The sequence below is a fragment of the Photobacterium sp. DA100 genome, from assembly GCF_029223585.1.
In the GTDB taxonomy this organism is placed as follows: Bacteria; Pseudomonadota; Gammaproteobacteria; order Enterobacterales; family Vibrionaceae; genus Photobacterium.
This window is the reverse complement of record NZ_CP119424.1, coordinates 229232-253774: the sequence shown is the minus strand read 5'-3', so window position 1 is coordinate 253774 and position 24543 is coordinate 229232. Positions and strand designations below refer to the sequence as shown.

The 24543-nt window shown below is 50.0% G+C and carries 25 protein-coding genes; 12 read left to right on the top strand and 13 right to left on the bottom strand.

Going from position 1 to position 24543, the window contains the following annotated elements; all coding sequences use genetic code 11:
- The first annotated feature begins 3 nt into the window (after positions 1-3).
- The 4 genes from PTW35_RS18860 to PTW35_RS18845 are packed head-to-tail and all read left to right on the top strand — an operon-like array spanning position 4 to position 3595.
- Positions 4-822 carry an SDR family oxidoreductase gene (locus PTW35_RS18860; RefSeq protein WP_281028498.1) on the top strand — a complete coding sequence of 273 codons (819 nt, stop codon included), beginning with the start codon at positions 4-6 and terminating at the stop codon, positions 820-822.
- A gap of 31 nt (positions 823-853) precedes the next feature.
- Positions 854-1483, top strand: a complete 630-nt coding sequence (locus tag PTW35_RS18855; protein ID WP_281028497.1) for a tetratricopeptide repeat protein — start codon at positions 854-856, stop codon at positions 1481-1483.
- A gap of 2 nt (positions 1484-1485) precedes the next feature.
- Positions 1486-2145: a response regulator gene (locus PTW35_RS18850; RefSeq protein WP_281028496.1), complete on the top strand. Its 660-nt coding sequence runs from the start codon at positions 1486-1488 to the stop codon at positions 2143-2145.
- Positions 2132-3595, top strand: a complete 1464-nt coding sequence (locus tag PTW35_RS18845; protein ID WP_281028495.1) for a sensor histidine kinase — start codon at positions 2132-2134, stop codon at positions 3593-3595. Before PTW35_RS18850 ends, PTW35_RS18845 begins: the two co-directional genes overlap by 14 nt.
- Here the strand turns inward: PTW35_RS18845 and PTW35_RS18840 are convergent.
- The gene (locus PTW35_RS18840; protein WP_044621978.1) at positions 3555-3923 is read right to left on the bottom strand and encodes a DoxX family protein; all 369 of its coding nucleotides are present in this window, start codon (positions 3921-3923) and stop codon (positions 3555-3557) included. The genes PTW35_RS18845 and PTW35_RS18840 overlap by 41 nt on opposite strands.
- A 102-nt stretch (positions 3924-4025) precedes the next feature.
- Between PTW35_RS18840 and PTW35_RS18835 the strand changes: the two genes are divergently transcribed.
- The 6 genes from PTW35_RS18835 (at position 4026) to melB (ending at position 10109) form a co-directional block, all read left to right on the top strand.
- Positions 4026-4928: a LysR family transcriptional regulator gene (locus PTW35_RS18835; protein ID WP_281028494.1), complete on the top strand. Its 903-nt coding sequence runs from the start codon at positions 4026-4028 to the stop codon at positions 4926-4928.
- Between the two features lie 54 nt (positions 4929-4982).
- Positions 4983-5330, top strand: coding sequence for a DUF6559 family protein (locus PTW35_RS18830; protein ID WP_281028493.1), 348 nt, complete (start codon positions 4983-4985; stop codon positions 5328-5330).
- A gap of 124 nt (positions 5331-5454) precedes the next feature.
- Positions 5455-6048: a hypothetical protein gene (locus PTW35_RS18825; RefSeq protein ID WP_281028492.1), complete on the top strand. Its 594-nt coding sequence runs from the start codon at positions 5455-5457 to the stop codon at positions 6046-6048.
- Between the two features lie 16 nt (positions 6049-6064).
- A complete protein-coding gene (locus PTW35_RS18820) occupies positions 6065-6826 on the top strand; it encodes a hypothetical protein (protein ID WP_281028491.1) in 762 nt (253 codons plus the stop codon).
- A gap of 273 nt (positions 6827-7099) precedes the next feature.
- Positions 7100-8446, top strand: a complete 1347-nt coding sequence (locus PTW35_RS18815) for an alpha-glucosidase/alpha-galactosidase (protein ID WP_281028490.1) — start codon at positions 7100-7102, stop codon at positions 8444-8446.
- A 235-nt stretch (positions 8447-8681) separates the two neighbouring features.
- A complete protein-coding gene (gene melB, locus PTW35_RS18810; protein WP_281028489.1) occupies positions 8682-10109 on the top strand; it encodes a melibiose:sodium transporter MelB in 1428 nt (475 codons plus the stop codon).
- Between the two features lie 107 nt (positions 10110-10216).
- Here melB and PTW35_RS18805 read toward each other — a convergent pair whose 3' ends face one another.
- The 3 genes from PTW35_RS18805 to PTW35_RS18795 form a co-directional block, all read right to left on the bottom strand.
- Positions 10217-10468 carry an HPr family phosphocarrier protein gene (locus tag PTW35_RS18805; RefSeq protein ID WP_281028488.1) on the bottom strand — a complete coding sequence of 84 codons (252 nt, stop codon included), beginning with the start codon at positions 10466-10468 and terminating at the stop codon, positions 10217-10219.
- A 136-nt stretch (positions 10469-10604) separates the two neighbouring features.
- Complete coding sequence (dbpA, locus tag PTW35_RS18800) at positions 10605-11993, bottom strand: ATP-dependent RNA helicase DbpA (RefSeq protein ID WP_281028487.1); 1389 nt, start codon at positions 11991-11993, stop codon at positions 10605-10607.
- Between the two features lie 153 nt (positions 11994-12146).
- Entirely contained in the window at positions 12147-12626 is a 480-nt protein-coding gene (locus tag PTW35_RS18795) for a hypothetical protein (RefSeq protein WP_281028486.1), read from the bottom strand.
- Positions 12627-13000: 374 nt separating this feature from the next.
- Here PTW35_RS18795 and PTW35_RS18790 point away from each other — a divergent pair, with 374 nt between their 5' ends.
- The gene (locus PTW35_RS18790; RefSeq protein WP_281028485.1) at positions 13001-14479 is read left to right on the top strand and encodes an EAL domain-containing protein; all 1479 of its coding nucleotides are present in this window, start codon (positions 13001-13003) and stop codon (positions 14477-14479) included.
- A gap of 239 nt (positions 14480-14718) precedes the next feature.
- Here PTW35_RS18790 and PTW35_RS18785 read toward each other — a convergent pair whose 3' ends face one another.
- Both PTW35_RS18785 and PTW35_RS18780 read right to left on the bottom strand, forming a co-directional pair.
- Positions 14719-16449, bottom strand: coding sequence for a hypothetical protein (locus PTW35_RS18785; protein WP_281028484.1), 1731 nt, complete (start codon positions 16447-16449; stop codon positions 14719-14721).
- 451 nt (positions 16450-16900) lie between these two features.
- Positions 16901-17248 (bottom strand): EF-hand domain-containing protein, encoded by a 348-nt coding sequence (locus PTW35_RS18780; RefSeq protein WP_281028483.1) that lies wholly within the window; start codon positions 17246-17248, stop codon positions 16901-16903.
- Positions 17249-17793: 545 nt separating this feature from the next.
- Here PTW35_RS18780 and PTW35_RS18775 point away from each other — a divergent pair.
- Positions 17794-19449 (top strand): YdcF family protein, encoded by a 1656-nt coding sequence (locus tag PTW35_RS18775; protein ID WP_281028482.1) that lies wholly within the window; start codon positions 17794-17796, stop codon positions 19447-19449.
- 154 nt (positions 19450-19603) lie between these two features.
- Here the strand turns inward: PTW35_RS18775 and ureG are convergent, their stop codons facing one another.
- The 7 genes from ureG to ureA are packed head-to-tail and all read right to left on the bottom strand — an operon-like array spanning position 19604 to position 24510.
- A complete protein-coding gene (gene ureG / locus PTW35_RS18770; RefSeq protein ID WP_281028481.1) occupies positions 19604-20230 on the bottom strand; it encodes an urease accessory protein UreG in 627 nt (208 codons plus the stop codon).
- Between the two features lie 38 nt (positions 20231-20268).
- The gene (locus tag PTW35_RS18765; RefSeq protein WP_281028480.1) at positions 20269-20982 is read right to left on the bottom strand and encodes an urease accessory UreF family protein; all 714 of its coding nucleotides are present in this window, start codon (positions 20980-20982) and stop codon (positions 20269-20271) included.
- Between the two features lies 1 nt (position 20983).
- Complete coding sequence (locus PTW35_RS18760; protein ID WP_281028479.1) at positions 20984-21556, bottom strand: HupE/UreJ family protein; 573 nt, start codon at positions 21554-21556, stop codon at positions 20984-20986.
- A 36-nt stretch (positions 21557-21592) separates the two neighbouring features.
- Positions 21593-22048 carry an urease accessory protein UreE gene (gene ureE / locus PTW35_RS18755; protein ID WP_281028478.1) on the bottom strand — a complete coding sequence of 152 codons (456 nt, stop codon included), beginning with the start codon at positions 22046-22048 and terminating at the stop codon, positions 21593-21595.
- 35 nt (positions 22049-22083) lie between these two features.
- The gene (gene ureC, locus PTW35_RS18750) at positions 22084-23787 is read right to left on the bottom strand and encodes an urease subunit alpha (protein ID WP_281028477.1); all 1704 of its coding nucleotides are present in this window, start codon (positions 23785-23787) and stop codon (positions 22084-22086) included.
- A 37-nt stretch (positions 23788-23824) separates the two neighbouring features.
- Complete coding sequence (locus PTW35_RS18745; RefSeq protein WP_281028476.1) at positions 23825-24163, bottom strand: urease subunit beta; 339 nt, start codon at positions 24161-24163, stop codon at positions 23825-23827.
- Positions 24164-24207: 44 nt separating this feature from the next.
- Positions 24208-24510 carry an urease subunit gamma gene (gene ureA / locus PTW35_RS18740; RefSeq protein WP_044621545.1) on the bottom strand — a complete coding sequence of 101 codons (303 nt, stop codon included), beginning with the start codon at positions 24508-24510 and terminating at the stop codon, positions 24208-24210.
- Positions 24511-24543: the final 33 nt, after the last annotated feature.

Below are 24543 nucleotides of genomic sequence, written 5' to 3'. Positions count from 1 at the left end.
AATATGGAACTGACCAATAAAAGGATATTACTAACCGGCGCTTGCGGCGGCATTGGCTGCGAGCTAGCCCGTCAACTCGCCAGCAAAGGGGCACACCTCATTCTGATCGGCCGCGACCAACGCAAACTGGACAGACTGCTGCAGCAACTGTCCACCAACGGCCAGCACGCAGGCCAGCCACATATGTGCTTTAAGGCTGATCTGGCCCGTAGCAGTGATCTCAACGCGCTAGCCCAGCAATGCCAGCAATGGCGCAACGATGGAGTAGCAATCGATATTGTGATCAACAATGCCGGCGTCAACCATTTTGCCTTTTTGGCCCAGCGGGACGGTCCATCGATCGAGCAGGAAATCAAGCTCAACCTTGTCGCGCCAATATTGCTCAGCCAAAAGGCATTGTGCTGGCTCAACCGGCCGGGGCTCATCCTCAATGTCGGGTCGACCTTCGCAGCCATTGGCTATCCCGGTTATACGACCTACTGCGCCAGCAAAGCCGGGCTCTACCGCTTTAGCGAAGCGCTAAGCCGCGAGCTGGAAGAGGCCAACATCAAGGTCTTGTATATCGCGCCAAGAGCGACCGAAACCAGCCTGAACGATCAGCGTGTCAGTCAAATGAACCGCCAGTTGGGTAACGCTACCGATATGCCACCAGTCGTGGCCAGCGCCATCGTCAGAAGCCTCGAGCAGGAAGTCTCGGCCCGGTGGATAGGGTGGCCGGAGAAAGTCTTTGCCCGCATTAACCAGCTGTTTCCCGCCGTTGTCTCTGCGGCAATTCGCAAACAGTCTGCCGTTATCAGCGCGTTTGCTCATAAAACCCATTAACCCGGTAAAGCGATTACCTAAGGAGCCAGCCATGAGCCATAACACAGTCATCGCCGCACTTTTTCTCGTTATACCCGCAACCAGTTGGGCTGACGAACCTGCTTCTTTGCAGACGATTCAGCACCAATGGGCCAAATGCCAATATGACACCTTCAACCACGATAATAAAATCAAATGTTTAAAGAATAATATAACCTTAAATCAGCAAGCACTCACGAAGCAGCCTAACCGTACCGACCTCAAAGTGTGGCTTGCCATCAACAAAAGCACGCTGGCGGGTGCCGATGGGGGGCTGAGTGCGCTGTCACTGGTCAAAGAGTCTAAAGTTTTGCTAGAAGATGTGATCCAAAACGATCCAAAAGTCCTTGATGGATCAGCATTTACCAGCTTAGGTTCACTATACTATCAGGTACCGGGATGGCCGATTAGCTTCGGGGATGATGACAAGGCTGAAGAGCTACTAAAACAGGCTCTTGCCATTAACCCCAACGGCATTGACCCCAATTATTTTTACGGTGACTTTCTGGCCCGTAACGGGCGCAAGTCCGAAGCGATTGCCTTCCTGAAAAAAGCCCAGCACGCTGCCCCTCGCCCGGGCCGGCCATTAGCCGACCAAGGAAGGCAACAAGAAATTGCCACCAAGCTCAAGGAACTACAATAGCCATGCGAATACTACTTGTAGAAGACGACCGCATGCTCGGTGAATCGATGGTCGCTTCGCTCAGCCGCCACGGCTATACCGTCGACTGGCTTCAGCTCGGTAACGGGGTCGAGCTCGCCTTGCGGACGGAAACCTTCATGGCTGTGATACTCGACCTCACCCTGCCCGACACCGATGGCCTGGACGTGCTTCACCGTGTTCGCCGTGAAGGGCACACCCTGCCCGTCCTTATCTTGACCGCCAGGGATGATATAGAAGACCGGGTCAAGGGCCTCGATGGCGGCGCGGATGACTATCTGGTTAAACCTTTTGCCCTCGAGGAGCTGCTTGCCCGGCTGAGAGTCCTGATCCGGCGGGCTGCCGGTTGCACGGAAACCGTACTGGAAATCGGCGACCTATCGCTCTCGCTGAAAAACAACGAAGTCACCGTACAAGACAGGCCCATCTCGCTAACCAAAAACGAATTCAAACTGTTGGCTACCCTAGCGACTCAAGCAGGCCGTGTGCTCAGCAAAGAAAAACTGCAACAGGCCCTGCATGGGTGGGATGACACCGCCAGCGACAATGCCATCGAGGTACATATTCACAACTTGCGTAAAAAAGTAGGGGGATCACTGATAAAAAATATCCGAGGTGTAGGGTATATCATTGAAAACAATTAATAGCCGCGGGGATAAGGTCATTTTTTCATTCAAGCGCCGACTGATCATTGCCAGTGTCAGCATCACCTCGGTGCTTGCCCTTATCTCATGGGCGGCGATCTTCTCCGAAACGCACCATGAAATCGAAGAGATCTATGATGCCAGACTCGGCCAGTCCGCCAAGATCCTCGCCCTCAGTGTGCCGCATATGCTAAAGGAGCCGGAGGAAACCCGCGCCAAGGCTTATGCCAATTGGTACCAGGACATCGAGCAATACGATGACGACGATGCCGCCTCTCCTTTTGGGCATCCCTATGAAAAAAACCTCATGTTCCAGTTCTACCAACAAGAGAAAATCGTCATTAAGTCACCCGGCGCCCCTGAAGCCCTGATCGGATATCCGGATCTGTCGGGGTTTTCTCAAACCACAATAAACGGCGAAGAATGGCGCCGTTTCCAAATCCAACTCCCAGCACTGTTAGTGGGAGAGCAACCCGCTTATCTGGTCGTTGCCGAGCGGCTGACGGTCAGAAATGAGTTAATCGGCGAGATAGCCTTGTCTACCGCCATCCCGCAGCTTGTCTTAATTGCAGCCATCGCTGTGGCTATTATTTTGCTTGCAAACAAATTCTTTCAGCCCATCAAAGAATTACGTGAAGCGATTGCCGATCGCCACATCAATCATCTTGCCGAGATAACAGTCAGCCAACCAACGGTCGAACTGGCCCCGCTGGTCTCTCAGCTCAACTACTTGCTCAGCGAGCTCGACAAAGCCTGGCAGCGAGAAAAACGGCTTACCCGAACTGCCGCGCACGAGCTGAAAACCCCGCTGTCAGTTTTGAGGCTCAACACCGAAAACGCGCTTATCGCCCTTGCCGGTGATCGCCAGCAAGAGCTTCAAAGTGATTTGCAACAAATCCTAAAGGGCATAGACCGTACCGATCGGCTGATCCAACAACTTCTGATGCTGTCAAAAATCGAAGCACACCATCAATATCATTTAACCAAATGCGATGTTGCCGAGATCCTGCGCGAAGTCATCGCCACCATGGCTCCGCTAGCCCTGCGCAACCAGCAATCGCTGGAACTAAGGTGTCCCGACGCCCTGCCGTTCAACGGCCATGCGCTGTTGCTCTCGGCTCTGTTCAGCAATCTTATTGACAATGCTATCCGTTACGCTGGCCGGGCAGCCAACATCACCGTGACCGCCCAGTTCACCAACCCGAACATCATTGTCACCGTCAACGATAGCGGCTTGCCTATCCCACTTGATATCCGTGACAAGATTTTTGAAAAATTCTTTCGCGCCCATACCGAACGGGGTGATGGGGCCGGCTTGGGGATGTCCATCGTGCGGGACATCGCCAGCCTCCACTGCGGGGAGATCTGCCTACTGCCCGCCTCTTCGGGCAACGGCAATACCTTCCAAGTTACATTACCAGCAGTAAATAGCCTGACAACACCAAAGTAACCATTGCTGGTATGCCATCCCGCCAGGAGTCGAACCATAGGTGGCAGGCAATCGCGCCAAATGACACGGCGGCTAGGCCTGCCGCCCCGACTAAAGATAAGGACGCAGCAATCGGTACTGTTATTAACAGCGGAGAGATAATCAGCACCGCAGCAGTCAACTCAATGGCTCCCACCATGAACATCCATTGCCGGTTAAGGCCATACTTCACAAAGAAGGCCAACTGGGTAGTAAAAATCAACTTGTGCCAGCCTAGCAGTTTGACTGAGCTTGCAAACACGAAGAACGCGCCGAGAAGAGTTGTGATAATAGTTTGAGTGGTCGTCATGATATCTGTCCCGTTATTTAACCCGGGGACAATCATAAACATTCCAATTACACTTGATATATAGCTAAAATTGATTACCAAACATTCCAAACAGGAATAGTAATGGACAAACTAGACTGTATCCGGACGTTTATCCGCGTCGTTCAACTTGGCAGCTTTACCGCTGTCGCCCATGCACACAACATCACCCAAGGCAGCGTGAGTAAGAAAGTCGCCTGGCTTGAACAGCAACTATCGGTTTTGCTGCTGCACCGAACAAGCCGCCAGTTGTCTCTAACCGACGCGGGAGAGGCCTATTATCAGCACGCCCTGCGCCTGCTGGAAGAACATGACGGCTTCGAGACGATGCTAAAAGGTGAACAGCTCACAGCAAAAGGGAGGCTGGCACTATCAATGCCCACGTCACTCGGACTGCACCTGCTGGCAGAGCCGATTGCTGACTTCATGGCATTGCATCCAGAAGTCGACATCGACTTATCCCTCAATGATCAGCACATCGATCTCTACCGCGATAATATCGATATTGCTTTCCGCGCGTCTTACCTCAAGGATTCAGGACTGAAAGCCAAACAGCTGATGGAAAATACCATGGTCTATTGCGCCTCCCCCGATTACCTTCAGCGCCACGGTTCGCCCCAAACCGCTAGCGAACTAACCGGCCATCAATGCCTGACATATTCGTTGGTATACCCGTCCAATGTTTGGACATTGACCAGCCGCGAGGGCCAATCAGAAAAAGTGCCCCTGAATGAATATTTCCGGACAGACAGCCCAGAAATGCTGCTGAAGATGGCAGTCCTAGGACAGGGGATCAGCATCTTGCCCCACTGGATGGTTACCCCCTATGAAGCAACCGGCGAATTGGTTCAGGTACTGACGGGCTACAACAAGCAAACTATCCCTTTGTATGCCGTCTATAAGGCCAGCCACTCATTGCCTTTGCGTATCAGGGCTTTTATCGACTTTATTGCAGAGGCATTGGACGACGATCACCACCACACTTAGGTTGCCAAAATCTATTGAACACTGTATTAATAGACTTTTGAGCAGAGGAGAGCAATGATGTTCGTGTTCACCCAGTTATTCAAACGAAGAACTATCCGCAAATACATCAAGACACTCAGTCCGATGCTGGTGACATCCTATGGCCCAAGGGAAGCCTATACCAACGGTCAAATAGCCGCTGTTTTGGCGCAGTCCGGCCTTAGCCGACGCTATGAACACTATGCCTACGCACTTTTTGGTGACCAATATCCGGATTTGCACCAAGAGCTTGCAGATGGCCTATTCGCCGGCACGGCCTTTAACGCCCTCCAGATCATCGACATGGCCAGACCGTCGCTTTGGAAAGGCGGTACTAACACCGATGACTTTTCGAACCGCCACGGTCAAAACAGCAGGTACTAAAGAAACACCCTGACAGTCAACCTGTCCTTATTTTGATATTTTTAGTCTTAATGTTTGTAATGGGCATTTCGAGACTTGCCTACAATGGCTCCCAACATTAACAACAACCAACTGGAGCCTTTGTATGTCTTACCCAGCGACATCAGCCCTATCAAATCGCACACGCCAGTCCATCAGCTTGTTGATCAACGAAGATCACCCGGCTTACCAATGGGCCAAGAAACAGTCTGACTCAGTCAATGCCTTTGGCCATATTGGCACCCATATCGATTGCTATACCAGAGTACCGGCAGACAGCCACTACAATACTGATACCGTTTTACTTGACTGTACCCAGGCCATGCCCAGCCTTGATGGCATCGAACCACTTGAACTTAGTGGTAAATCTTTGGTGTTGTTTACCGCAAACCTTGAGAACAATGGTTACGGCACCCCAGAATACGGCAAAGCCGATACCACGCTTAAGAGCGAGGTACTGGATGCGATTCTGGCCAAGCAACCGGCTTTCATTGTTATCGATAGCTACGGCATTGGTGCGCACGGCGAGGAGCACATCGACTTCGATAAACGCTGCGAGGGAAATGGCTGCTTTGTGATTGAAAATGTAGCCTTTAGCAGCGAAATGAGTGACAAATTGATTGAGCTTGATATTTTGTTTGACGCAAGCAGCACCTCAAGTGGCAAGCGCTGCGAAGTCACAGCCGTACTCAAGCGATAACGCGATGGAACGTCCTATGACCCCCTTTAAGCTTATCGGCATGAGATGGCTCAACGGCCATACCATGAGCCTGACGCTGCAACCGCAACAGCCTTACCCCTTCCGGGCAGGGCAGTATCTGACTTTGCCCTTTTCAAGCAGCCCAAAAGCAATGTCCTACTCTATCGCTAGCAGATCGCCTCGGGAAAAAGAAGGAAAATGCGGTGATATCGATGCTATTGAAATACAAATTGGTGGGATTTTGCCAGATTCTGAATTAGCTGTGGAAATTACCCATTTTCGCGCCCATAGGCTGAATCAGGAGCCCTTCTTGCTTGGGCAAGCCGCCGGGGAGGCTTACTTCAGATCAGCAGGCAGACCGATATCGGTCATTGCCGGCGGCTCAGGCTTCAGCTATGCCAAGAGCATTGTGCTGGAGGCCCTGTCACAGCCAACGCCACCCGATATCACCTTGTTCTGGGGTGGCAAACGCCTAAGCGACTTGTATGAGCACGAGGCAATGATAGCGCTGAGCCAAGCGCACCCGCAGTTACACTATGTACCTGTTGTTGAATTGCTTTCTAGCGATGATATGACGAATTTGGTTGAGGAAGCCGGGCTACATCAGGGCAGACTGCTAGATATCTTTTTTGCCAACAGCGAATTGAGGGCAGAGCAAGATATCTATATCTGTGGCCGCTACCAGATGGTGCAAACGGCTTATCAACAAATTCAGCACGCCAATCCTGAGCTGGCAAAGCGGATTTATTCTGATGCGCTACCACCAGCCCACGGCTGAGAGAAAGATTAAATAATACTATCTAGCTGATATATAAAATCAAACATATATCCCCGCACAGAGGCAAGGCCAGAACTTGCCTCTTCTTGTTTTCAGCTCCCCCAGATAATCACGCTTTTTCATGCCCAATTTTCCCCCCCTCCAACAAGCGAATTTGTGATACCAGCACAAAAATCTTAGAAAACGGGACATAATTGCCCACTATAGGGAAGATAGCCGCCCCCAATTCGATGAAGATGTACCCATCAAAACCAAGCATACAAAGGAACAGCCATGCATCACCCTAAAATTACCTTCATCGGGGCCGGTTCGACCATTTTCGTCAAAAACATCCTTGGCGACGTTTTTCACAAACCTGCGCTAAAAGGGGCTGAAGTTGCCTTGATGGACATCGATCCTGTCCGTCTCGAAGAGTCGCAAATCGTTGTCAGCAAGCTGATGGAATCGGCCGGTGCAACCGGTAACATCCACTGCTACACCGACCAAAAAGAAGCATTGAAAGGGGCTGACTTTGTCGTAGTGGCCTTCCAAATCGGAGGCTACGAGCCTTGTACTGTCATTGACTTTGACGTGTGTAAAAAACACGGCCTGGAGCAGACGATTGCTGATACGTTGGGCCCTGGCGGCATCATGCGCTCCCTACGCACCATTCCTCACCTGTGGCAGATCTGCGAGGACATGACTGAAGTTTGTCCAAAAGCCACCATGCTGAACTATGTCAACCCGATGGCGATGAACACTTGGGCGATGTACGAAAAATACCCGCATATCAAGCAAGTGGGTCTATGTCACTCGGTACAGGGCACAGCCGAAGAACTGGCGCGTGATCTGGACATTGACTACAGCGACCTGCGCTATACCTGCGCCGGTATCAACCACATGGCCTACTACCTGACGCTGGAGAAGAAAACCGAGGACGGCGAGTATGTCAGCATCTACCCGGATCTGTTAAAAGCTTACGAAATGGGACAGGCACCGAAGCCGAATATTCACGGCAACCCTCGCTGCGAAAACATCGTACGCTATGAAATGTTCAAGAAGCTGGGCTACTTCGTCACCGAGTCGTCCGAGCACTTTGCCGAATACACGCCTTACTTCATCAAGCCAAACCGTCCAGATTTGATTGAACGCTACAAAGTGCCATTGGACGAGTATCCAAAGCGTTGTGTCGAGCAGATTGCCAACTGGAAAAAAGATCTCGAAGCCTTCAAACAAGCAGAGCGTATCGAGCAGAAGGAATCCCACGAGTACGCCAGTACCATTATGAATGCAATCTGGACCAATACCCCTAGCGTGATTTACGGCAACGTGAAAAACGAGGGGCTTATCGACAACCTGCCGCAAGGCTGCTGTGTCGAAGTCGCCTGCTTGGTTGATGCCAACGGTATCCAACCGACGGCGGTGGGCAAACTGCCAAGCCACCTTGCAGCCTTGATGCAAACCAACATCAATGTCCAAACCCTGCTGACAGAAGCGATTCTGACCGAAAACCGCGAGCGCATTTACCACGCCGCTATGCTGGACCCTCATACTGCCGCCGTACTTGGCATTGAGGAAATCTACGCCTTGGTGGATGAGCTGATTGAAGCGCAGCAAGACTGGCTGCCAGCGTGGATCTAACCATCAGGCTCTAATCACCACACACTGAAAACAACATCAATGACACCATCACGCCATGCTTTGCGGCGTGGTGGTAAAGAGCAAGAAGCAAATTTTTCAAACCACTCAAAGAGACCGAGCCCAATTATGAGCCCTGCTCCTTGAAGTGGTTTGAGTGTATCCCTATCGTGACACAAACAATAAATGCCTTTCCTAATTAAGCAGTAAAACAGGGAAAAGGAAACAAGGAGCTTTTATGAGCGTCTCAATGAACACCAAGTTAAGCTACGGCTTTGGTGCATTCGGCAAGGACTTTGCCATTACCATCGTCTATATGTACCTGATGTTTTACTACACCGATGTGGCCGGTATTTCTGCCGGTATTGTCGGTACCATTTTCCTCGTGGCTCGAATCTGGGATGCGGTCAATGACCCCATCATGGGCTGGATCGTCAACAACACCCGCAGCCGCTGGGGTAAATTCAAACCTTGGATCCTCATTGGGACCATCGCCAACTCTGTTGTGCTTTACCTGCTGTTCAACGCCCACTACTTTGAAGGCCCATGGCTTATTGCCTACGCTGCCGTCACTTACATTTTATGGGGCATGACTTACACCTTGATGGATATTCCTTTCTGGTCGTTGGTCCCTACCCTGACGCTGGACAAGCGCGAGCGCGAAGAGTTGGTTCCCTACCCTCGCTTCTTTGCCAGCCTGGCATGGATTGTCACCGCCGCCATCGCAATGCCGTTCATCAACTACGTTGGTGGTGACGACAAGGGCTTTGGCTTCCAGGTCTTCACCCTGTTACTGATCGCATGCTTTGCGGTATCCACTTACATCACCCTGCGTAATGTCAAAGAGCGCTACTCGACTGCGCAGCTTGAAGATACGCCGGTACAAGAAAAAATCTCGCTCAAAGCCATGGTGGGGCTGATCTACAAAAACAGCCAGCTAAGCAGCGTGCTATGCATGGCACTGGCCTACAACCTCGCGACCAATATCATCACCGCCTTTGCGGTCTACTACTTCACCTATGTGGTTGGTAACGAGGCGCTGTTCCCTTACTACATGGCCTATGCGGGTATTGCCAACCTGATCACCCTAGTCCTGTTCCCTAAGCTTGCCGGTATGTTCTCCCGTCGTGTGCTTTGGGCCTGCGCGTCGGGTTTCCCGATCCTTGGCAGCCTGGTACTGATTTATGTCGGCATGTACAACCCGCAAAGCATCATCCTGATTTCGACTGCCGGTATCCTGCTGCAAATCGGCACCGCCCTGTTCTGGGTACTTAATGTCATCATGGTCGCGGATACCGTGGACTACGGCGAATACAAACTGGGCGTACGCTGTGAAAGTATCGCCTACTCGGTTCAGACCTTAGTGGTAAAAGCCGGCTCGGCCTTTGCTGCCTTCTTCATCGGTATTGCCCTGACCGCAGTGGACTATGTCCCGAACGTCGAGCAAAACGCCGATACCGTGTTTGGCATGCAGTGCATCATGATTGGCCTGCCGAGCTTCTTCTTTGCCATCGCGCTGTTCATTTACTTCCGCTACTACAAACTAAACGGCACGCTGCTCAACGATGTCCAGCATAAGCTGATGCAGAAGTACGGCGATGAGGAGCCAGAGACAGTCAACACACCAGCGACTCCTGAGCCACAGCTGGCGCAAGAAAGCCGATAGTCTGTTCATTTGAAAAGAGAAAAAACAAAGCCCGCTTGACTAGCGGGCTTTTTCGATTTGATGCGAATACTCTTGCTCAGAGCAAGAAAGTTACAATAAGGCGGGCGTTAACCGGTGACATTCTCAATAAACGTCGCCAGCTCATTAACGGCTTGCTGATTGCTCGACTGCACCGTTACTGTCGTCCCTTGAACCAGCGCCAAGGTCTGTAACTTGAACAAGTTCTTGGCCGTGGCCGTCTTGCCATTAGACACAATTTCAATCTCTTCCGCATACTTCTTGGCGGCCTTCACAAACTGGGCTGCAGGCCTTGTGTGCAGGCCACTTTCTGCTGTAATCACGGCATTTTTCTTAAACATATAACAAGCTCCTTGGTTATCTGTTTGTTTTTGTACCGTTTTAAACAACCCAGTTCTGCGAAATCCGACTCAAGATGAATAATTACCCTTGGCCGGATGATGAAAATGCGATCTAGCAAGCGGCCCGAAGCACTATTTAGCCTCTAATAACGCGGGCACGGAACGAGCGTCCCTTCATCTTGCCTTTTTCCAGTTTTTTCAAGGCCGTGCGGGCTACATCACTACGCACTGCAACATAGGCCACCATATCGAACACATTGATTTTTCCGACCTGATCACCGCGAATGCCGTTTTCACCGGTCAGCGCCCCCAAAATATCGCCAGGACGGACCTTCTGCTTTTTGCCGCCCAGAATTTGCAATGTGGTCATTGCTGGGCGGAACGTTGGTTGGCTAAGCAGGGAGGCCGAAGGCAGCTCGGCGCTGACAATGTCTTTCTCCAGATAGTCTTCCAGCAAAGCAACCTTGTAGTGCTCTTTGTCGCTGAAGAACGAGCAAGCCACCCCCTTACTGCCGGCACGGCCGGTACGGCCAATGCGGTGGACATGCACTTCGGTATCGCGGGCAAGGTGATAGTTGATCACACAATCGAGTGCTTCGATATCCAAACCACGTGCCGCCACATCGGTGGCAACCAATACCGAGGTACTCTTGTTGGCAAAGCGAACCAATGTCTGGTCACGCTCGCGCTGCTCCAAATCGCCGTGCAGTGCCATGGCACTGAAACCGTACATATCTAGCTCATCGGCCACTTCCTGAGCTTCGCGCTTAGTGTTGCAGAACACCACAGAAGATTCTGGCTTGTGCAGAGACAGCAGCAGGCGTAGCGCCGTCATGCGATCTTCGTTGCTCTCTACGTGGTAGAAATGCTGATCGATACTGCTCTCATCATGGGTCGACTCGACCTTCACCATCACCGGCTTATGCATGATTTCACTGGCGATAGCTTCAATCTGTTTTGGATAGGTAGCACTGAACAACAAGGTTTGACGATCAACAGGCGCAGCATCGACAATCGCATCCAACGCATCCTGGAAGCCCATCTCCAGCATACGGTCTGCTTCATCAAGTACCAGCTGGTTCAGATCATCAAGCGAAAGAAAGCCTTTGCGCACATGTTCTTCTACACGTCCTGGTGTCCCCACAATGATATGGGCACCGTGCTCCAGCGAGCCGATCTGCGGGCCAAACGGCATACCACCACACAGGGTCAGTACCTTGATGTTGTGGATAGAGCGAGCCAGCTTACGGATCTCTTTGGCGACCTGATCGGCCAGTTCACGGGTCGGACAGAGGACCAGCGACTGAATACGGAAGCGTTTTACGTTGAGGTGGTCGAGCAAGCCCAGACCGAACGCTGCGGTTTTACCCGAACCTGTTTTGCCCTGGGCGATAACATCCTTACCCGCCAAGATATGCGGCAGGCTCTGGCTCTGGATCGGTGTCATAGATGCATAGCCAAGGGTCGCCAGGTTGGCTTCTAGTTCAGGCTTTAGGTTCAAGGTAGAAAACGCGTTGCTGCTCACGGGCAAAGTCCTGTCATGGCCTGCAAATTCAACATCACTTTGCAGGCTAAAAAAACACTGGCAACACCGGCGAAAAGTACTTTCTGTCTCACCCCGTTACCGCAAGGGATGCGACACTAACAGCCTTGCGGGTAAAAAGATAGATCTCAGCAATTAAACTCGTCTGTTTTTCGCTATTCTTAGCCCATCGCGGATATTCAATCCCAGCAAAGTTGCATTGGTAGCACCTGCAATTAATTCGAGCCCCTGTAATCGCCAGAACCAGAGATCGAATTGCCCGGCGGCTGACCATTGTGCCAGCATGACCGCTGCCGGTAACAAGATCAACAATCCATTTGCAGCAGCCAGCTTCATTCTCAACTGCTTTGTTGCCAGTATCCCTTTTGCTTTTCCCGGATACAGTTTTTTAGCTGATATCCCTGTCACCATCATTGCCAAAATCAAGAGCCCAACACAATAGAGGATCCCTTGCTTAACCATGGCTATCTGGGCATGAGTACCTGCCAAATCAACAGCTAAGCTGCTTAAAAAAAATGTCAAAATCAGACATAAGGCGATAGCACCGGCGCAGCGATGGATCAAAATTAGCGTAGAGCGATGACTGTTCACTCGGGTGGCTTTTTGCATGTTCATAACAGTTACCCCTGTTCATTTGAAGAACAGGGGTAAGATTACACAACAATAGTTGCAACTGCAACTATTGCACCCACAAAAACAAACACCGCAACAAACTAACGCATTTATATAGCCCCAACAGAGAGATGTTTATGACACCTTGTATTCCCAACTCAACAACGGAGCGGGCGATCATGATTGACACCCAACAATGGGCGTTTCTATTTAAACTCCAACGCTATAACACACCTCTTTACAATCATGTGCTACAAAGACGTTTTAATCTTATTTTTTCAATTTATATATTATATACTGACAGCTCTTTGTTCTGTTAACAGACATGGTTAATACACCCTTAAATATGGGGCAAATGGCAATAGATTGTTTACTGGATGGATAAGCAAATGCGGAAGTATCTAAGATTTTTTGTTTATGTCTCACCTCTTGTAGTCATTTTTGCCACAGGCTCATATTTAGTCCATAACAGTATCAACGAAGTTTTAGTCACAACTGTAAATAGATACATTCAAGAGGCCAATGAAATATTTTCCGATGTTGAATCTGAAAATAAAACAGCTCTACTAGATCCCCAAAATTGTGTACTTCTTGAGCGAAACTTACGTTATGAACATGATATAGAAGAAATGCAAATTCTTCTCAACCAAGATGTAATTTGCTCATCAAGGGGGGATAGGGTCGATGTACAGCCAATACATATACCTAGCGATGAATTATTTTCAACGCTAGTAATAATCCCGGACCCTTATAGTATTACAGGCGCAGGTCTGTCTGTCATTAATAAAGATACAATAAATACTGGATATTACGCCGTTTCATCTATTGATAAGGCTTATATCAGATCGAAAATAGGCTACATGTTAGACAATCGCTTCAAACGAGCGGTTCTTTTTATTGGTGAATCTAGTGCACCGGTCGGGCAATCAAAGAGGGGAATTAATCCTCAATATATTGCCAAATCAGATTTATACGAATACGAAATATTACTTGAGGCTAGTGATAAATTTACGTCTGAACGCAAGACATTCTACTTCCTGTTATTTATCCCTATTACACTGGTCGTTTATCTCACTTTGTACTTCGCGCGGTACTTGTTTAGTCGCAAACGTAGTATGTACACCGAGGTAAAGCTTGCTCTCAAAATGCGTGAATTCTTTCTTCACTATCAACCCCACATTGATGCTTCTTCTGGTTGTGTCTTTGGTGTCGAAGCCTTGGTTCGTTGGCAACATCCTTCCCGAGGTATTGTATACCCAGATCTTTTTATTCCACTAATGGAAGAATATGGGTTGATGGATGAACTAACAGATTATGTACTAAATGCAGCCTATCATGACTTAGCAGGAAAAGACTTTAGAGAGGGTATACACCTAGGTATTAATGTACCGCCGGGCTATTTCTCAAACCCAAAAAACATCCGTTTACTCAAGCTGTACAAAAATAAGTTTGACGGTATCGGTATCAGCCTTGGATTAGAAATCACTGAGAGGCAATTTCTCGATAGTGTTGCTTGTGAGAGCATTAGCCGCCTACGTACTTTTGGCATCGATATTCTTATCGATGACTTCGGCACTGGCCAAACATCACTTTCTGTATTAGAGAGAACGAATATTGACTACCTTAAAATTGATAAATGTTTCGTTGACTCTATTGGCCATCAAAGTGTTAATGCCCCCGTACTAAACGCAATCATTAACTTAGCAAAAGAGCTTAACGTCGGCATTATCGCTGAAGGTGTAGAAACGGATCGTCAAGCGCAATACCTGCTTACTCAAGGCGTCACTCTTCATCAAGGTTACCTTTATGCAAAGCCAGCACGAATAGAGAAACTGTTTTTATCTAAAAGTAAATAGACAACAAGCGGGCACGCTATGTTATGCCGCCTAGTCAATCATGATAGTGGCATTGCGCCCCATCCCCCGTTTCAACAGCCGACTCAAAGCCAAGAATAATGGTTTGGATGACAGTCCGTGAAATGATTGTATTGCTTGTTTGGCCCAGTAAAAAATAAAAACACCTTGTGCCGTCATCTAACGGACACAAGGTGGATAACTTTCCATCTATGCGACAAAACTTATTTCTGTCCCAAACTCTATGCTTGTTTAATGAAGATAGGGTTAGAATAGAACCAGAGATCATTCCACGGCTCTTCAGGGTTCCATTCCTCTAAATCACCACTCTCTTCAGAAATACATTGGCCATCATTAAATCTTGCTTTAAGAGTATCTACCAGCGGGTTACCGTATTGGTCAGTATATCCTGGAACGTTAGCGCCATTGCTTGAGCCACGCAGACGAACATATTGGTGCGCCTCTACATCGAGTTCAAACTCAACGGTTACCCAGCCATTTTCACCCTCAACCCACTCCACGCTCTCAGGGGTGAAGCTTTTAGCAATATATGTCGAAGCGTTGTTGGGATTATTGAATTCTGTCGGATTACCCGGGTAGACACGTCCCGTAACATCACCAACAATAACATCCAGCTGAACCATGGTCGCTATATCATCATTATGGTTCTTCTGCCCGGTTTGGAACTTAACCGATACGCTAGATGTGTCTGTTGATGCAACAAGAGTCTCCCCCATGTAGGCAGATTTATTGCCGGAACTAACGGTAAAGTCGAGATCAGTTATCAAGTCACCTGTCGTGACAAAGGTGTTACCTGAACGCATACCCGCCACAATCCCTTCATAAGACTCTTTTTCGACCCAGCTATGACTCTTCTGGTATTCACCCGGCCAAAAGTCGCCCCGGATATGGTGAAAATCAGCATTTGAGAATAACCAAAACTCTCGCCCTTCTCCCAAAAGGGCATCCCACAAACCTCCAACTTTTGCCAGCGCATAATCTGCACCACCATACGTTTGCGCATGGTAATACAATGACTCATTGACTTCAGGGAGGTTGGTCTCACAGAAGTCGTACTTACCACCAATCTCACCACGACCAGTATCAAAATTATCAACCAGCTCACCATCAATCATTTGATAGTGGATATTGTTGTCGTAACCGCCGCGGAAGTTTTGCTTCTGATGACCAGGAAAGCCTTCAAAGCCAAGAGTGACGAGTTCAGACGCATTATGAAAGCTACGGTAGTCTTCGACTTTATAATTAATACGGCGAGACGGGTGGTTAATAATAAAGTAAGCATCTTGACCGTAATTGTTCTCTAGAAATTGAACCCCAGCGTAGGCTAACCATTTATATTCCGGATCTTTCCAAATATTCCCATGATGATCCGTCACACTGTAATCAAAGTTTCTATGAAACTCTGCGATTATCTCTCCATCCTGCTCATTAATCACGCCAATAGAAGCATGGTCATTTACCCCAGGAACGTTCCATTCAAGGCCATTGATGACAAACTGCCCCTTATCGGCGTACATTTCGCGAACTTTCTTGACGATGCCGTAAGCGCCTCCGTCGAGCATTTGAATATCACGAGCAACCGTTTTAGAGTCTCGAGCCACTTCGAGCGCATAATCGTAGTCATGTCGTGGTTTTTCACCAACCTCAGGAGCATCTTCTAGGTAAATGCGATTACCATTATCATCTAAGCGATAGCCTTCCTCATCAAGCATCCAGTACCAGCCGCCATGTCCGGCATTTGCAATAAAGTCTAACCCAAACTGCTCAAACGCTTTTTGAGCAACTTGATAATAAGTGTAGTCACCATCCGTCATCGTTGAATGCATATGGATGTCACCCGCCATGTAGCGGCCGATTTTTACTTCTGGAGAGCTTTTACCTGTTGAGCTACTGTTACATCCAGCAATAGCCACCGCAATAGCAAGAGAGAGAAAAGAATACTTCTTGTTCATATTTAAGTCCTGAAAAATTTCAACGGACTATAGATGAACAATATTAAACAAATAATAAAACAATATTTCACTTTTGTTTAATTACAGTTAGCCTGGTTGATTTTTTTATTATTAAAAGCATTTAATAACTTCCAGGCTGAATTTCTTACCCAACCCACAAAAGCAAATAATCGCCTTCACGCAGAGGCAGTAGCCAAAATACGCAGCTAGCTTTATTAAAATAATTAACTTAAATATTTTTTCTTATAAAATTTTCAACAAGCTCAATCACTGTTGGACTCCAAAACGGTGCTTGCCCATAATTAGGTAAATCTCAACTTTTCTCCTAGCGTTTTTAACGCAATAAGAAGTCATAAAAAAGCCCTCAAAGGAGGGCTAGAATTATACGTTATAAGCATCACTCCAAAATCCTATACGTACGTATCCACACGAAGTGTCATATCGTTGAGACCTACCAATTACTTTTATTTCCTCTACCCGGGCCTCGTGGGCCCATCATTTGATGACTCAGAAATTCTTCTTCTGATATCAGATTATCGCCATCGGTATCGATATCAGACAACTCTGGACGCATCCCGGCATACTGCATACGTCCTCCATTCTCGGCACGCTCTTGCATACGCTTTGACTGGAAGGCGGACAACTCTTGCGGAGTGATATAACCATCATTGTCAGTATCGAAATCGCTAAATGCAGGCCTTGGTGGTGGATTACCTGATTGCGGGCCGGCCGCCCACGCCGATACAGATACCATTGATACTGCCAGCAAGGCAGTAAGCAGCATACTTTGCGCTTTCATAACAGCCCCCTTTATTGCTGTACTATCAGCTTAAATATATGCCTTTCAATGTATATTAACGTGATCAGGTGTAAATATTTGTAAACTAGCACTGAAGCAGACAAAAACGTTCTTGAACAGACATGAAAGAGAACCTGATTGGTACAAAACAAATTACGGAATAGGGCCAAACCGTGTATTAGAGGGAATGACTTAATTAGAGAATCAAAGAAAATAAGCCCCTATGAACACTCGATTAACTTGAGTCGGCCGAAAATGACCCAGAACAATCGCCGCAAAGCAAAAATTTGTGATCACCACCGTCAAAATGTCTTATAGATGACGTTAAGGATCATGCTTCTTCCTTCCATTCACCATAAACACCGACCATTTGAAGCAAGATCACCGATTCGCAAAATACTTTATTTGCATTGAGAATAATGCGATCAATGCCCACTACCTGAAAGCAAAACGCATCCCCCTGCATGATATATTCACGCCCAACCAACCAACGCTTAATAAGAGACGGTTAACAGTCTCCCACATACTTTAAGAAGGTTTTGAACGTGAAGAAGAGTGTAATTGCAAAAGCTATCCTTGGTGCGCTACTCATTGGTGGCACCGCTAACGCTGTGGCGTCCGACGTACCTGCAAATGAAGAAAACCGACCAATTGACCTGGTGATCAACCTTGGCCTCCAGGTTAACTATCAATCTTGCACCCCGCGCCAGTTGATGGAATATCGTGTTGACCGTGTGTATGAGGTTGCACAATCTCTGCCGAACCCTGTCTTTATGGCAACAGGTAAAGGAAACCCAACATCGGTCCAAACTTGTGTTGAGAAAGGTGAGCTAACAGAAGCCGCCGCTATTCAGCAAATATTGATGGAAAAGTACGGCGTTCCAGAAGATCAAATCATCCTAGAAGAGAACTCTACCACTACCTACCAGAACGCCGAAGAGGCTATCAAGATCGTTGACGCCATGCTTGAGGACGGCGTACGAATCCGCTCGATGCACCTCGTTTCCAGCCACTACCACATCTACCGCGGCAATATTAACGGGACTGACGGTTCGGCAATCCGTGACTTTAACACCTTCTTTGGCGCTGACACCTTTGACCATGACAACAGCTACACCTCAAGCGCTTTCTCCCCAGATGAAATGTGGGGCGATTCGTTCCGAGCCGGCGAGTGGACACCCGCCAACAGCCAAGTATACCTCGCTGACGTAAACGGCAGCGGCACGGCTGATATTGTTGCCTTCAAAGGCAGTGAGGTTTATGTCGCAGAGTCGAAAAATAAACGCTTCGATAAAAAAACACTGTGGGCTTCAAACTTCTTGCCAAAGCATGCGCAGGGCTGGAATAACGAAATGACCCGCTTGGTTGGCGACGTTGACGGCAACGGCATGGCCGATCTGATCGCCGTCACCACCGATGGTGTGTATGTCTCAAAGTCAAACGGCAAATATTTCGAAGAAATGGAGCTTTGGGGCACCGACTTCGCTACCGACAACGATTGGGACGCTTCAATCCATAATTTCGTCGCGATTGATGTCAATAACAACGGACTAACTGACCTAGCTGCGTTCGGTGAAGACGGACTATACGTCGCCTTTTCTGACGGCAAGGAATTCGCGCCAGTCGTTAAGGTAAGTGACAACTTTGGCCTGGATTCGATTATCGAAGATGACGACTCGGGCCGCATTTTCCGCAACGAATTAAACCTGACCAACCGCCTTCTTGCAGACGTTAACGGAAATGGCCTCGCGGACGTGGTTGTCTATGGACGCAGCGGTATTTACGCAGCCCTACAGCAAGAAAATGGGTCTTTCGCCCCTCAAGTAAGTTGGCTTGATAACGACCATGGAGAGGGTGACGTACTCGATTTCCTCGGCTGGCAGAATGACCGCCACCTTAAGTTGGCCATCGATATGACAGGCAACGGCCGCGCCGACCTGGCGAATTTGGGTAATCGTGACCTTCTGGTTGCCCACTCCAACGGTGAGCGCTTCGAATTCTTGGGTGGCGTAACGGCGGTCTACACACTGACTGGCCGTATCCAAGAGATTGCCGAGCAGTGGAACAACTTCGGCTACGAAGCAGGTTGGTCAAGCAATACCCACTATCGCCTACTCGGTGATATTACGGGTAATGGCCTTCCTGATTTAGTCGGCTTCAACGATGACGGCATTGTCGTAAGCCGCAACGAAAACCCTTAATTCCCCCCCCCCCCAAAAAAAGCAACCGATCAAAAGCGCCCCGCAGGGCGCTTTTTTTGGACAAGCACTAAATCGCCAAGGCTCTAATGCGAAAGAGCTACGTTTCATTAAGAATCGCTTCATTCTCGAGGTTGTTGCTCAACACGCATTCAACTTACTCTGCTTTGGGCGTCAACATCCCTTCGGTAATAATAAAGTCGATGATTATCTCGAGCCCCTGACTCTCCTTTAGATTGGTAAAGACATATGGGCGTGTTGGACGCATCCGCTTGGTATCTTGCTCCATTACCTCAAGGGAAGCACCAACATAAGGCGCAAGGTCAATCTTGTTGATCACCAGCAGATCCGAACGGGTAATACCCGGCCCTCCCTTGCGCGGGATCTTCTCGCCCTCGGCCACGTCAATCACATAGATGGTGAGATCCGCAAGCTCTGGGCTGAAGGTCGCACTCAGATTGTCGCCGCCACTTTCGACAAAGACCACATCCAAGTTCTTATGTCGCTTGGCCAGCTCTTCGACCGCCGCCAGGTTCATCGACGCATCTTCTCGAATGGCGGTATGCGGGCAGCCACCAGTTTCCACACCCATGATCCGATCAGGCGCAAGCGCCTCGGCCCGAGTCAGGATCTTGGCATCTTCCTGGGTATAGATATCGTTGGTTACCACTGCGATATTCAGCTGGTCGCGAATCGCTTTACACAACACTTCAAGAAGTGCAGTTTTTCCTGACCCGACCGGGCCACCAATTCCGACTCGCAGCGGCTGCTTATATGTGTCCATAACAATCCTTATTTTCTAATGATCTCTTGCCCTTCGGCTTAAGAACGGAACAAACGGGTATATTGTGTTTCATGCAGACTGCTGGCCAGCGAGACGATTGGCGTAAAGCTGCCAATCATCACCTCATCAATCTGCCCGGATATTGAAATCATCTCTGGGAACAGCCGGGTCAGCTCAATCAGGGCCCGCTGGCCATCCGTCTGGCCCAGCGGCACCAACTTCACCCCGGCCATGACCAAATTTTCGGCCCAGCTCCACAGATAGCCCTGCTTCATGGCATCAGGGCTGATCCCCCACAAATATCCTGCGACACAAAGCCCTAGCAACTGGTTGGGATCGTCATTGCTGCCAAGATACTCATCCACCGGTACTTCCAACTGTTTGAGCAAAACATTCAGTGCTTTGCCCCGCTGAACCTCCTCGGCACGCAGCTCCTTGGTTTCCCGGCTGGAACAGAGCAGATTGCTCAATGCCGCGATGCCCTGCAGATCCTTGGCTTCAATAGCCTGGTAAAACCGGTCGATGAGAGGCAGCTCAAGTGTGGCCACGCTACAACGCAACTGGTTTTCCAGCCAAAGCACCATAGTCGCCCTGTCTTTTACCCAACCGGCCTCGACGGCCCATTCTAGCCCCTGCGAATAGGTAAACCCTCCGATAGGCAATGAGGGGCTAATTAGCTGAAACAAACGGTAGGTGGCAAACTGGCTGTCACCTAGTCCAGCTTCGTTTATCCTCTGCGCCTCTGCCGCCATATCAAGCCACCAGCAAATAGACTAAGCTGGCAGAAGCCACCCCAGCAGAGACCCAGCGACTGGAAGCAAAAGCGGCGAGTCGGTTGCCCAGCAGCATCAACGCTGACGCCGATATCGCCATCGCAACCGCGAACAGCCAAACATTGCCTGAAGCCTCAACACCGTGGGCATAACCATGGCAAAAGATAAGGGCAACACAGAGCGCCACCGCCATGCTTTTTACCGGCTTACTGGCCGTCAATACCTGCCAGAGCGCAGCGCTGACCACGAGTAGCGAAGCGGCGATAGCCCCCTCAATACCGCTGATGGCTCCAATATTTAGCCCCGCAATTGTTCCTGTGACCATGGCCACGAGCGCGGCGGCCACCAAGCTCAATTGAGTCGCGGTTTTCCGGGCGGCAAAGAAGGCTAATGCGCCAAAAGCGAGCAGCATAATAAGGTGGTCAACACCGGTGATCGGATGCACAAGCCCATTGAAAAACGAGGCGTGATCATGTCCTGGGTGAGCATGGGCTGAAACAGGGAGAACCAAGGCCGCCACGGCCAACGAAGAGATATTTTTAAGTGCTTTCATTGTCATATCCTTGTACAAAAAACGTGAGCATTCTTTCTAGTGATGATGGTGGTGCCCACCGGAACGACCACCATAGGCACCGCCTTCTGGCTCGAACGGCGCTGTTTCAACGGTAACCCGGGCCCCTAGCCCCTCGACCATTTCGTCCAGAACATGGTCATGCTGGTAACGCACCCAGCCCGCTTCGACCTGGAGCGGCACATGCCGGTTGCCCAAGTGATATGCCACCCGCATCAGCAAATGGCGATCGTCGCAATACACGGTCGACACCTGCTCGCTGGCCGCCCTGATCTCCACCACAAGGCCACCACAGCGACTCTTTAGCTGTTCGCCCCCGCGCAGAATATGGCCCCGAGGCAGAAACAGACCGGCGTCACGGCCATCGTCCAGCACCACCTTCAACCGGCTCTTGATCCGGCTATCAATCGGCAAGCTCAAAAACGCATCGGGCTGCGATGTTGCCTCTGCACTCACTTCTACCAACTCAATCATTGATTATTCCTTTGTTATTATTCGAACCAGATAAATCAAAACAGGAAATAGCGCTGGGCCATGGGCAAGACCTCCGCTGGCTCACACACTAACAGTTCGCCGTCAGCCCGCACCTGATAGGTCTGGGAATCAACCTCAATGCGAGGCTGCCAATCGTTGAGCTTCATATCTGACTTGCTAATCGTGCGGCAATGTCGCGCGATACCAATTTGGCTGCCGAGCTGGAGCTGCTCAGCGACTCCGGCCTCTGCCGCAGCCGACGACACAAACAGCATGGAGGTATTAATGGCCGCTTTGCCGTAGCTGCCGAACATCGAGCGGTAATGAACCGGCTGCGGGGTGGGAATAGAGGCATTGGGATCGCCCATCGGTGCCATGGCGATCATGCCGCCCTTGACCACCACGCTCGGCTTCACGCCAAAAAAGGCCGGTTTCCACAACACCAAGTCGGCCAACTTGCCCACCTCGACAGAGCCAATTTCATGTGCCATACCATGGGTGATCGCCGGGTTGATGGTGTACTTGGCCACATAGCGCTTGAGGCGAAAGTTATCGCTGGAGCCGGAGTCTTGTGCCAAGCTGCCTCGCTGGACCTTCATCTTATGGGCCGTCTGCCAAGTACGGGTGATCACCTCACCGACCCGCCCCATGGCCTGGGAATCGGAGGCTATCATCGAAAATGCCCCCAGATCGTGCAGGATATCCTCGGCGGCGATGGTTTCCCGGCGTATCCGGGACTCAGCAAAGGCCACGTCTTCGGCAATCGCCGGGGACAAGTGATGGCAGACCATCAGCATGTCTAAATGCTCATCCACCGTATTAACCGTGTAGGGACGGGTCGGGTTGGTCGATGACGGCAACACGTTGGACTCACCGGCAGCGCGGATAATATCGGGCGCATGGCCGCCACCGGCTCCTTCGGTATGGTAGGTATGGATCACTCGGTCGCCGATCGCCGCCAAGGTCGATTCGACAAAACCTGACTCATTGAGGGTATCGGTATGGATCGCGACTTGAACGTCCATCTCATCGGCAACCGATAGGCAGGTATCAATCGATGCCGGGGTCGTGCCCCAATCTTCATGGAGTTTTAGCCCCACCGCCCCGGCGGCAACCTGTTCGCGCAGCGCCTCTGGCTGACTGGCATTGCCTTTGCCTAGCAAACCGAAGTTCATCGGAAAGCCATCGAGTGCTTGGAGCATTTGTGCCATATTCCAGGGGCCGGGGGTACAGGTGGTGGCATTGGTGCCCGTTGCTGGGCCCGTCCCCCCTCCGATCATGGTAGTAACCCCAGAAGCCAACGCCTCTTCGATTTGCTGCGGACAAATAAAATGAATATGGGAATCAATGCCGCCCGCTGTCAGGATGGCCCCCTCTCCTGCCAATATTTCAGTACCGGGGCCAATAATGATATCGACCCCTGGCTGGATATCGGGGTTACCCGCTTTGCCCAGCCCGCTGATCCGGCCGTTTTTAACAGCTACATCCGCCTTCACAATGCCCCAATAATCGAGCACGATAGCGTTGGTGATCACCAAGTCGGGTGTTTCGGCACTTGGCCGCTGGCTCTGCCCCATCCCGTCGCGGATCACTTTGCCGCCACCAAATTTCACTTCATCTCCATAGACGGTGAAATCTTTTTCAACCTCCAGCCACAACTCGGTATCGGCAAGACGCACACGATCACCCACAGTTGGGCCAAACATTTCGGCATAGGCCTGACGTGAAATGTTTGCCATGACTATTCCTTGTATAATTTGTAGAGATGCAGACGAGCTAGAGCTTGCCCATCACTTTGCCCTGAAAGCCGTAAACTTCCCGTTTGCCGGAGAAATCAACCAGCTCCACGGTCCTCGACTGGCCCGGCTCGAAACGGGTTGCGGTTCCGGCCGGTATGTTGAGGCGAAACCCCTTGCAGGCTTGCCGATCAAATTTGAGAGCATCGTTGACCTCGTAGAAGTGGTAATGCGAACCGATCTGGACCGGCCTATCTCCTAGGTTCTCGACCACAACCGTAATGGTTTCCCTCCCTGCATTTAGCTCAATTTCTCCGCTTGCCGTCTCGATTTGACCCGGTACAAAAGCGGAGGTGTTAAACGCACTACTTCCTGCCATTGCTGTTCCTTATTTATCTGCGTTATCACCCCAAACCCGAACCGCTACACGATCGGCTCATGCACCGTTACCAGCTTGGTACCATCGGGAAAAGTAGCCTCGACCTGAACGTCGGGGATCATCGCAGCGACCCCTTCCATCACATCGTTTACAGAGAGCAGGGTGCGGCCATAGTCCATCAGCTCGGCGACACTTTTACCTTCTCGCGCCCCTTCCAAGATGGCACTGCTGATAAAGGCAATGGATTCTGGATAGTTCAGCTTTAGCCCCCTCTCCTTGCGCTGCTGAGCCAGCATTCCCGCGCAAAAAATCAGCAGTTTATCCTTCTCTCTTGGTGTCAACTCCATGTCATTCTCCCGCTGTTGCTAAGTGGCTAAAAA

Bases quoted from the DNA above. Each gene is read 5' to 3' on its own strand.
- PTW35_RS18860 (WP_281028498.1), top strand. From the start codon at position 4: ATGGAACTGACCAATAAAAGGATATTACTAACCGGCGCTTGCGGCGGC.
- PTW35_RS18855 (WP_281028497.1), top strand. From the start codon at position 854: ATGAGCCATAACACAGTCATCGCCGCACTTTTTCTCGTTATACCCGCA.
- PTW35_RS18850 (WP_281028496.1), top strand. From the start codon at position 1,486: ATGCGAATACTACTTGTAGAAGACGACCGCATGCTCGGTGAATCGATG.
- PTW35_RS18840 (WP_044621978.1), bottom strand. From the start codon at position 3,923: ATGACGACCACTCAAACTATTATCACAACTCTTCTCGGCGCGTTCTTC.
- PTW35_RS18835 (WP_281028494.1), top strand. From the start codon at position 4,026: ATGGACAAACTAGACTGTATCCGGACGTTTATCCGCGTCGTTCAACTT.
- PTW35_RS18830 (WP_281028493.1), top strand. From the start codon at position 4,983: ATGATGTTCGTGTTCACCCAGTTATTCAAACGAAGAACTATCCGCAAA.
- PTW35_RS18825 (WP_281028492.1), top strand. From the start codon at position 5,455: ATGTCTTACCCAGCGACATCAGCCCTATCAAATCGCACACGCCAGTCC.
- PTW35_RS18820 (WP_281028491.1), top strand. From the start codon at position 6,065: ATGACCCCCTTTAAGCTTATCGGCATGAGATGGCTCAACGGCCATACC.
- PTW35_RS18815 (WP_281028490.1), top strand. From the start codon at position 7,100: ATGCATCACCCTAAAATTACCTTCATCGGGGCCGGTTCGACCATTTTC.
- melB (WP_281028489.1), top strand. From the start codon at position 8,682: ATGAGCGTCTCAATGAACACCAAGTTAAGCTACGGCTTTGGTGCATTC.
- PTW35_RS18805 (WP_281028488.1), bottom strand. From the start codon at position 10,468: ATGTTTAAGAAAAATGCCGTGATTACAGCAGAAAGTGGCCTGCACACA.
- PTW35_RS18795 (WP_281028486.1), bottom strand. From the start codon at position 12,626: ATGAACATGCAAAAAGCCACCCGAGTGAACAGTCATCGCTCTACGCTA.
- PTW35_RS18790 (WP_281028485.1), top strand. From the start codon at position 13,001: ATGGATAAGCAAATGCGGAAGTATCTAAGATTTTTTGTTTATGTCTCA.
- PTW35_RS18785 (WP_281028484.1), bottom strand. From the start codon at position 16,449: ATGAACAAGAAGTATTCTTTTCTCTCTCTTGCTATTGCGGTGGCTATT.
- PTW35_RS18780 (WP_281028483.1), bottom strand. From the start codon at position 17,248: ATGAAAGCGCAAAGTATGCTGCTTACTGCCTTGCTGGCAGTATCAATG.
- ureG (WP_281028481.1), bottom strand. From the start codon at position 20,230: ATGGACACATATAAGCAGCCGCTGCGAGTCGGAATTGGTGGCCCGGTC.
- PTW35_RS18765 (WP_281028480.1), bottom strand. From the start codon at position 20,982: ATGGCGGCAGAGGCGCAGAGGATAAACGAAGCTGGACTAGGTGACAGC.
- PTW35_RS18760 (WP_281028479.1), bottom strand. From the start codon at position 21,556: ATGAAAGCACTTAAAAATATCTCTTCGTTGGCCGTGGCGGCCTTGGTT.
- ureE (WP_281028478.1), bottom strand. From the start codon at position 22,048: ATGATTGAGTTGGTAGAAGTGAGTGCAGAGGCAACATCGCAGCCCGAT.
- ureC (WP_281028477.1), bottom strand. From the start codon at position 23,787: ATGGCAAACATTTCACGTCAGGCCTATGCCGAAATGTTTGGCCCAACT.
- PTW35_RS18745 (WP_281028476.1), bottom strand. From the start codon at position 24,163: ATGGCAGGAAGTAGTGCGTTTAACACCTCCGCTTTTGTACCGGGTCAA.
- ureA (WP_044621545.1), bottom strand. From the start codon at position 24,510: ATGGAGTTGACACCAAGAGAGAAGGATAAACTGCTGATTTTTTGCGCG.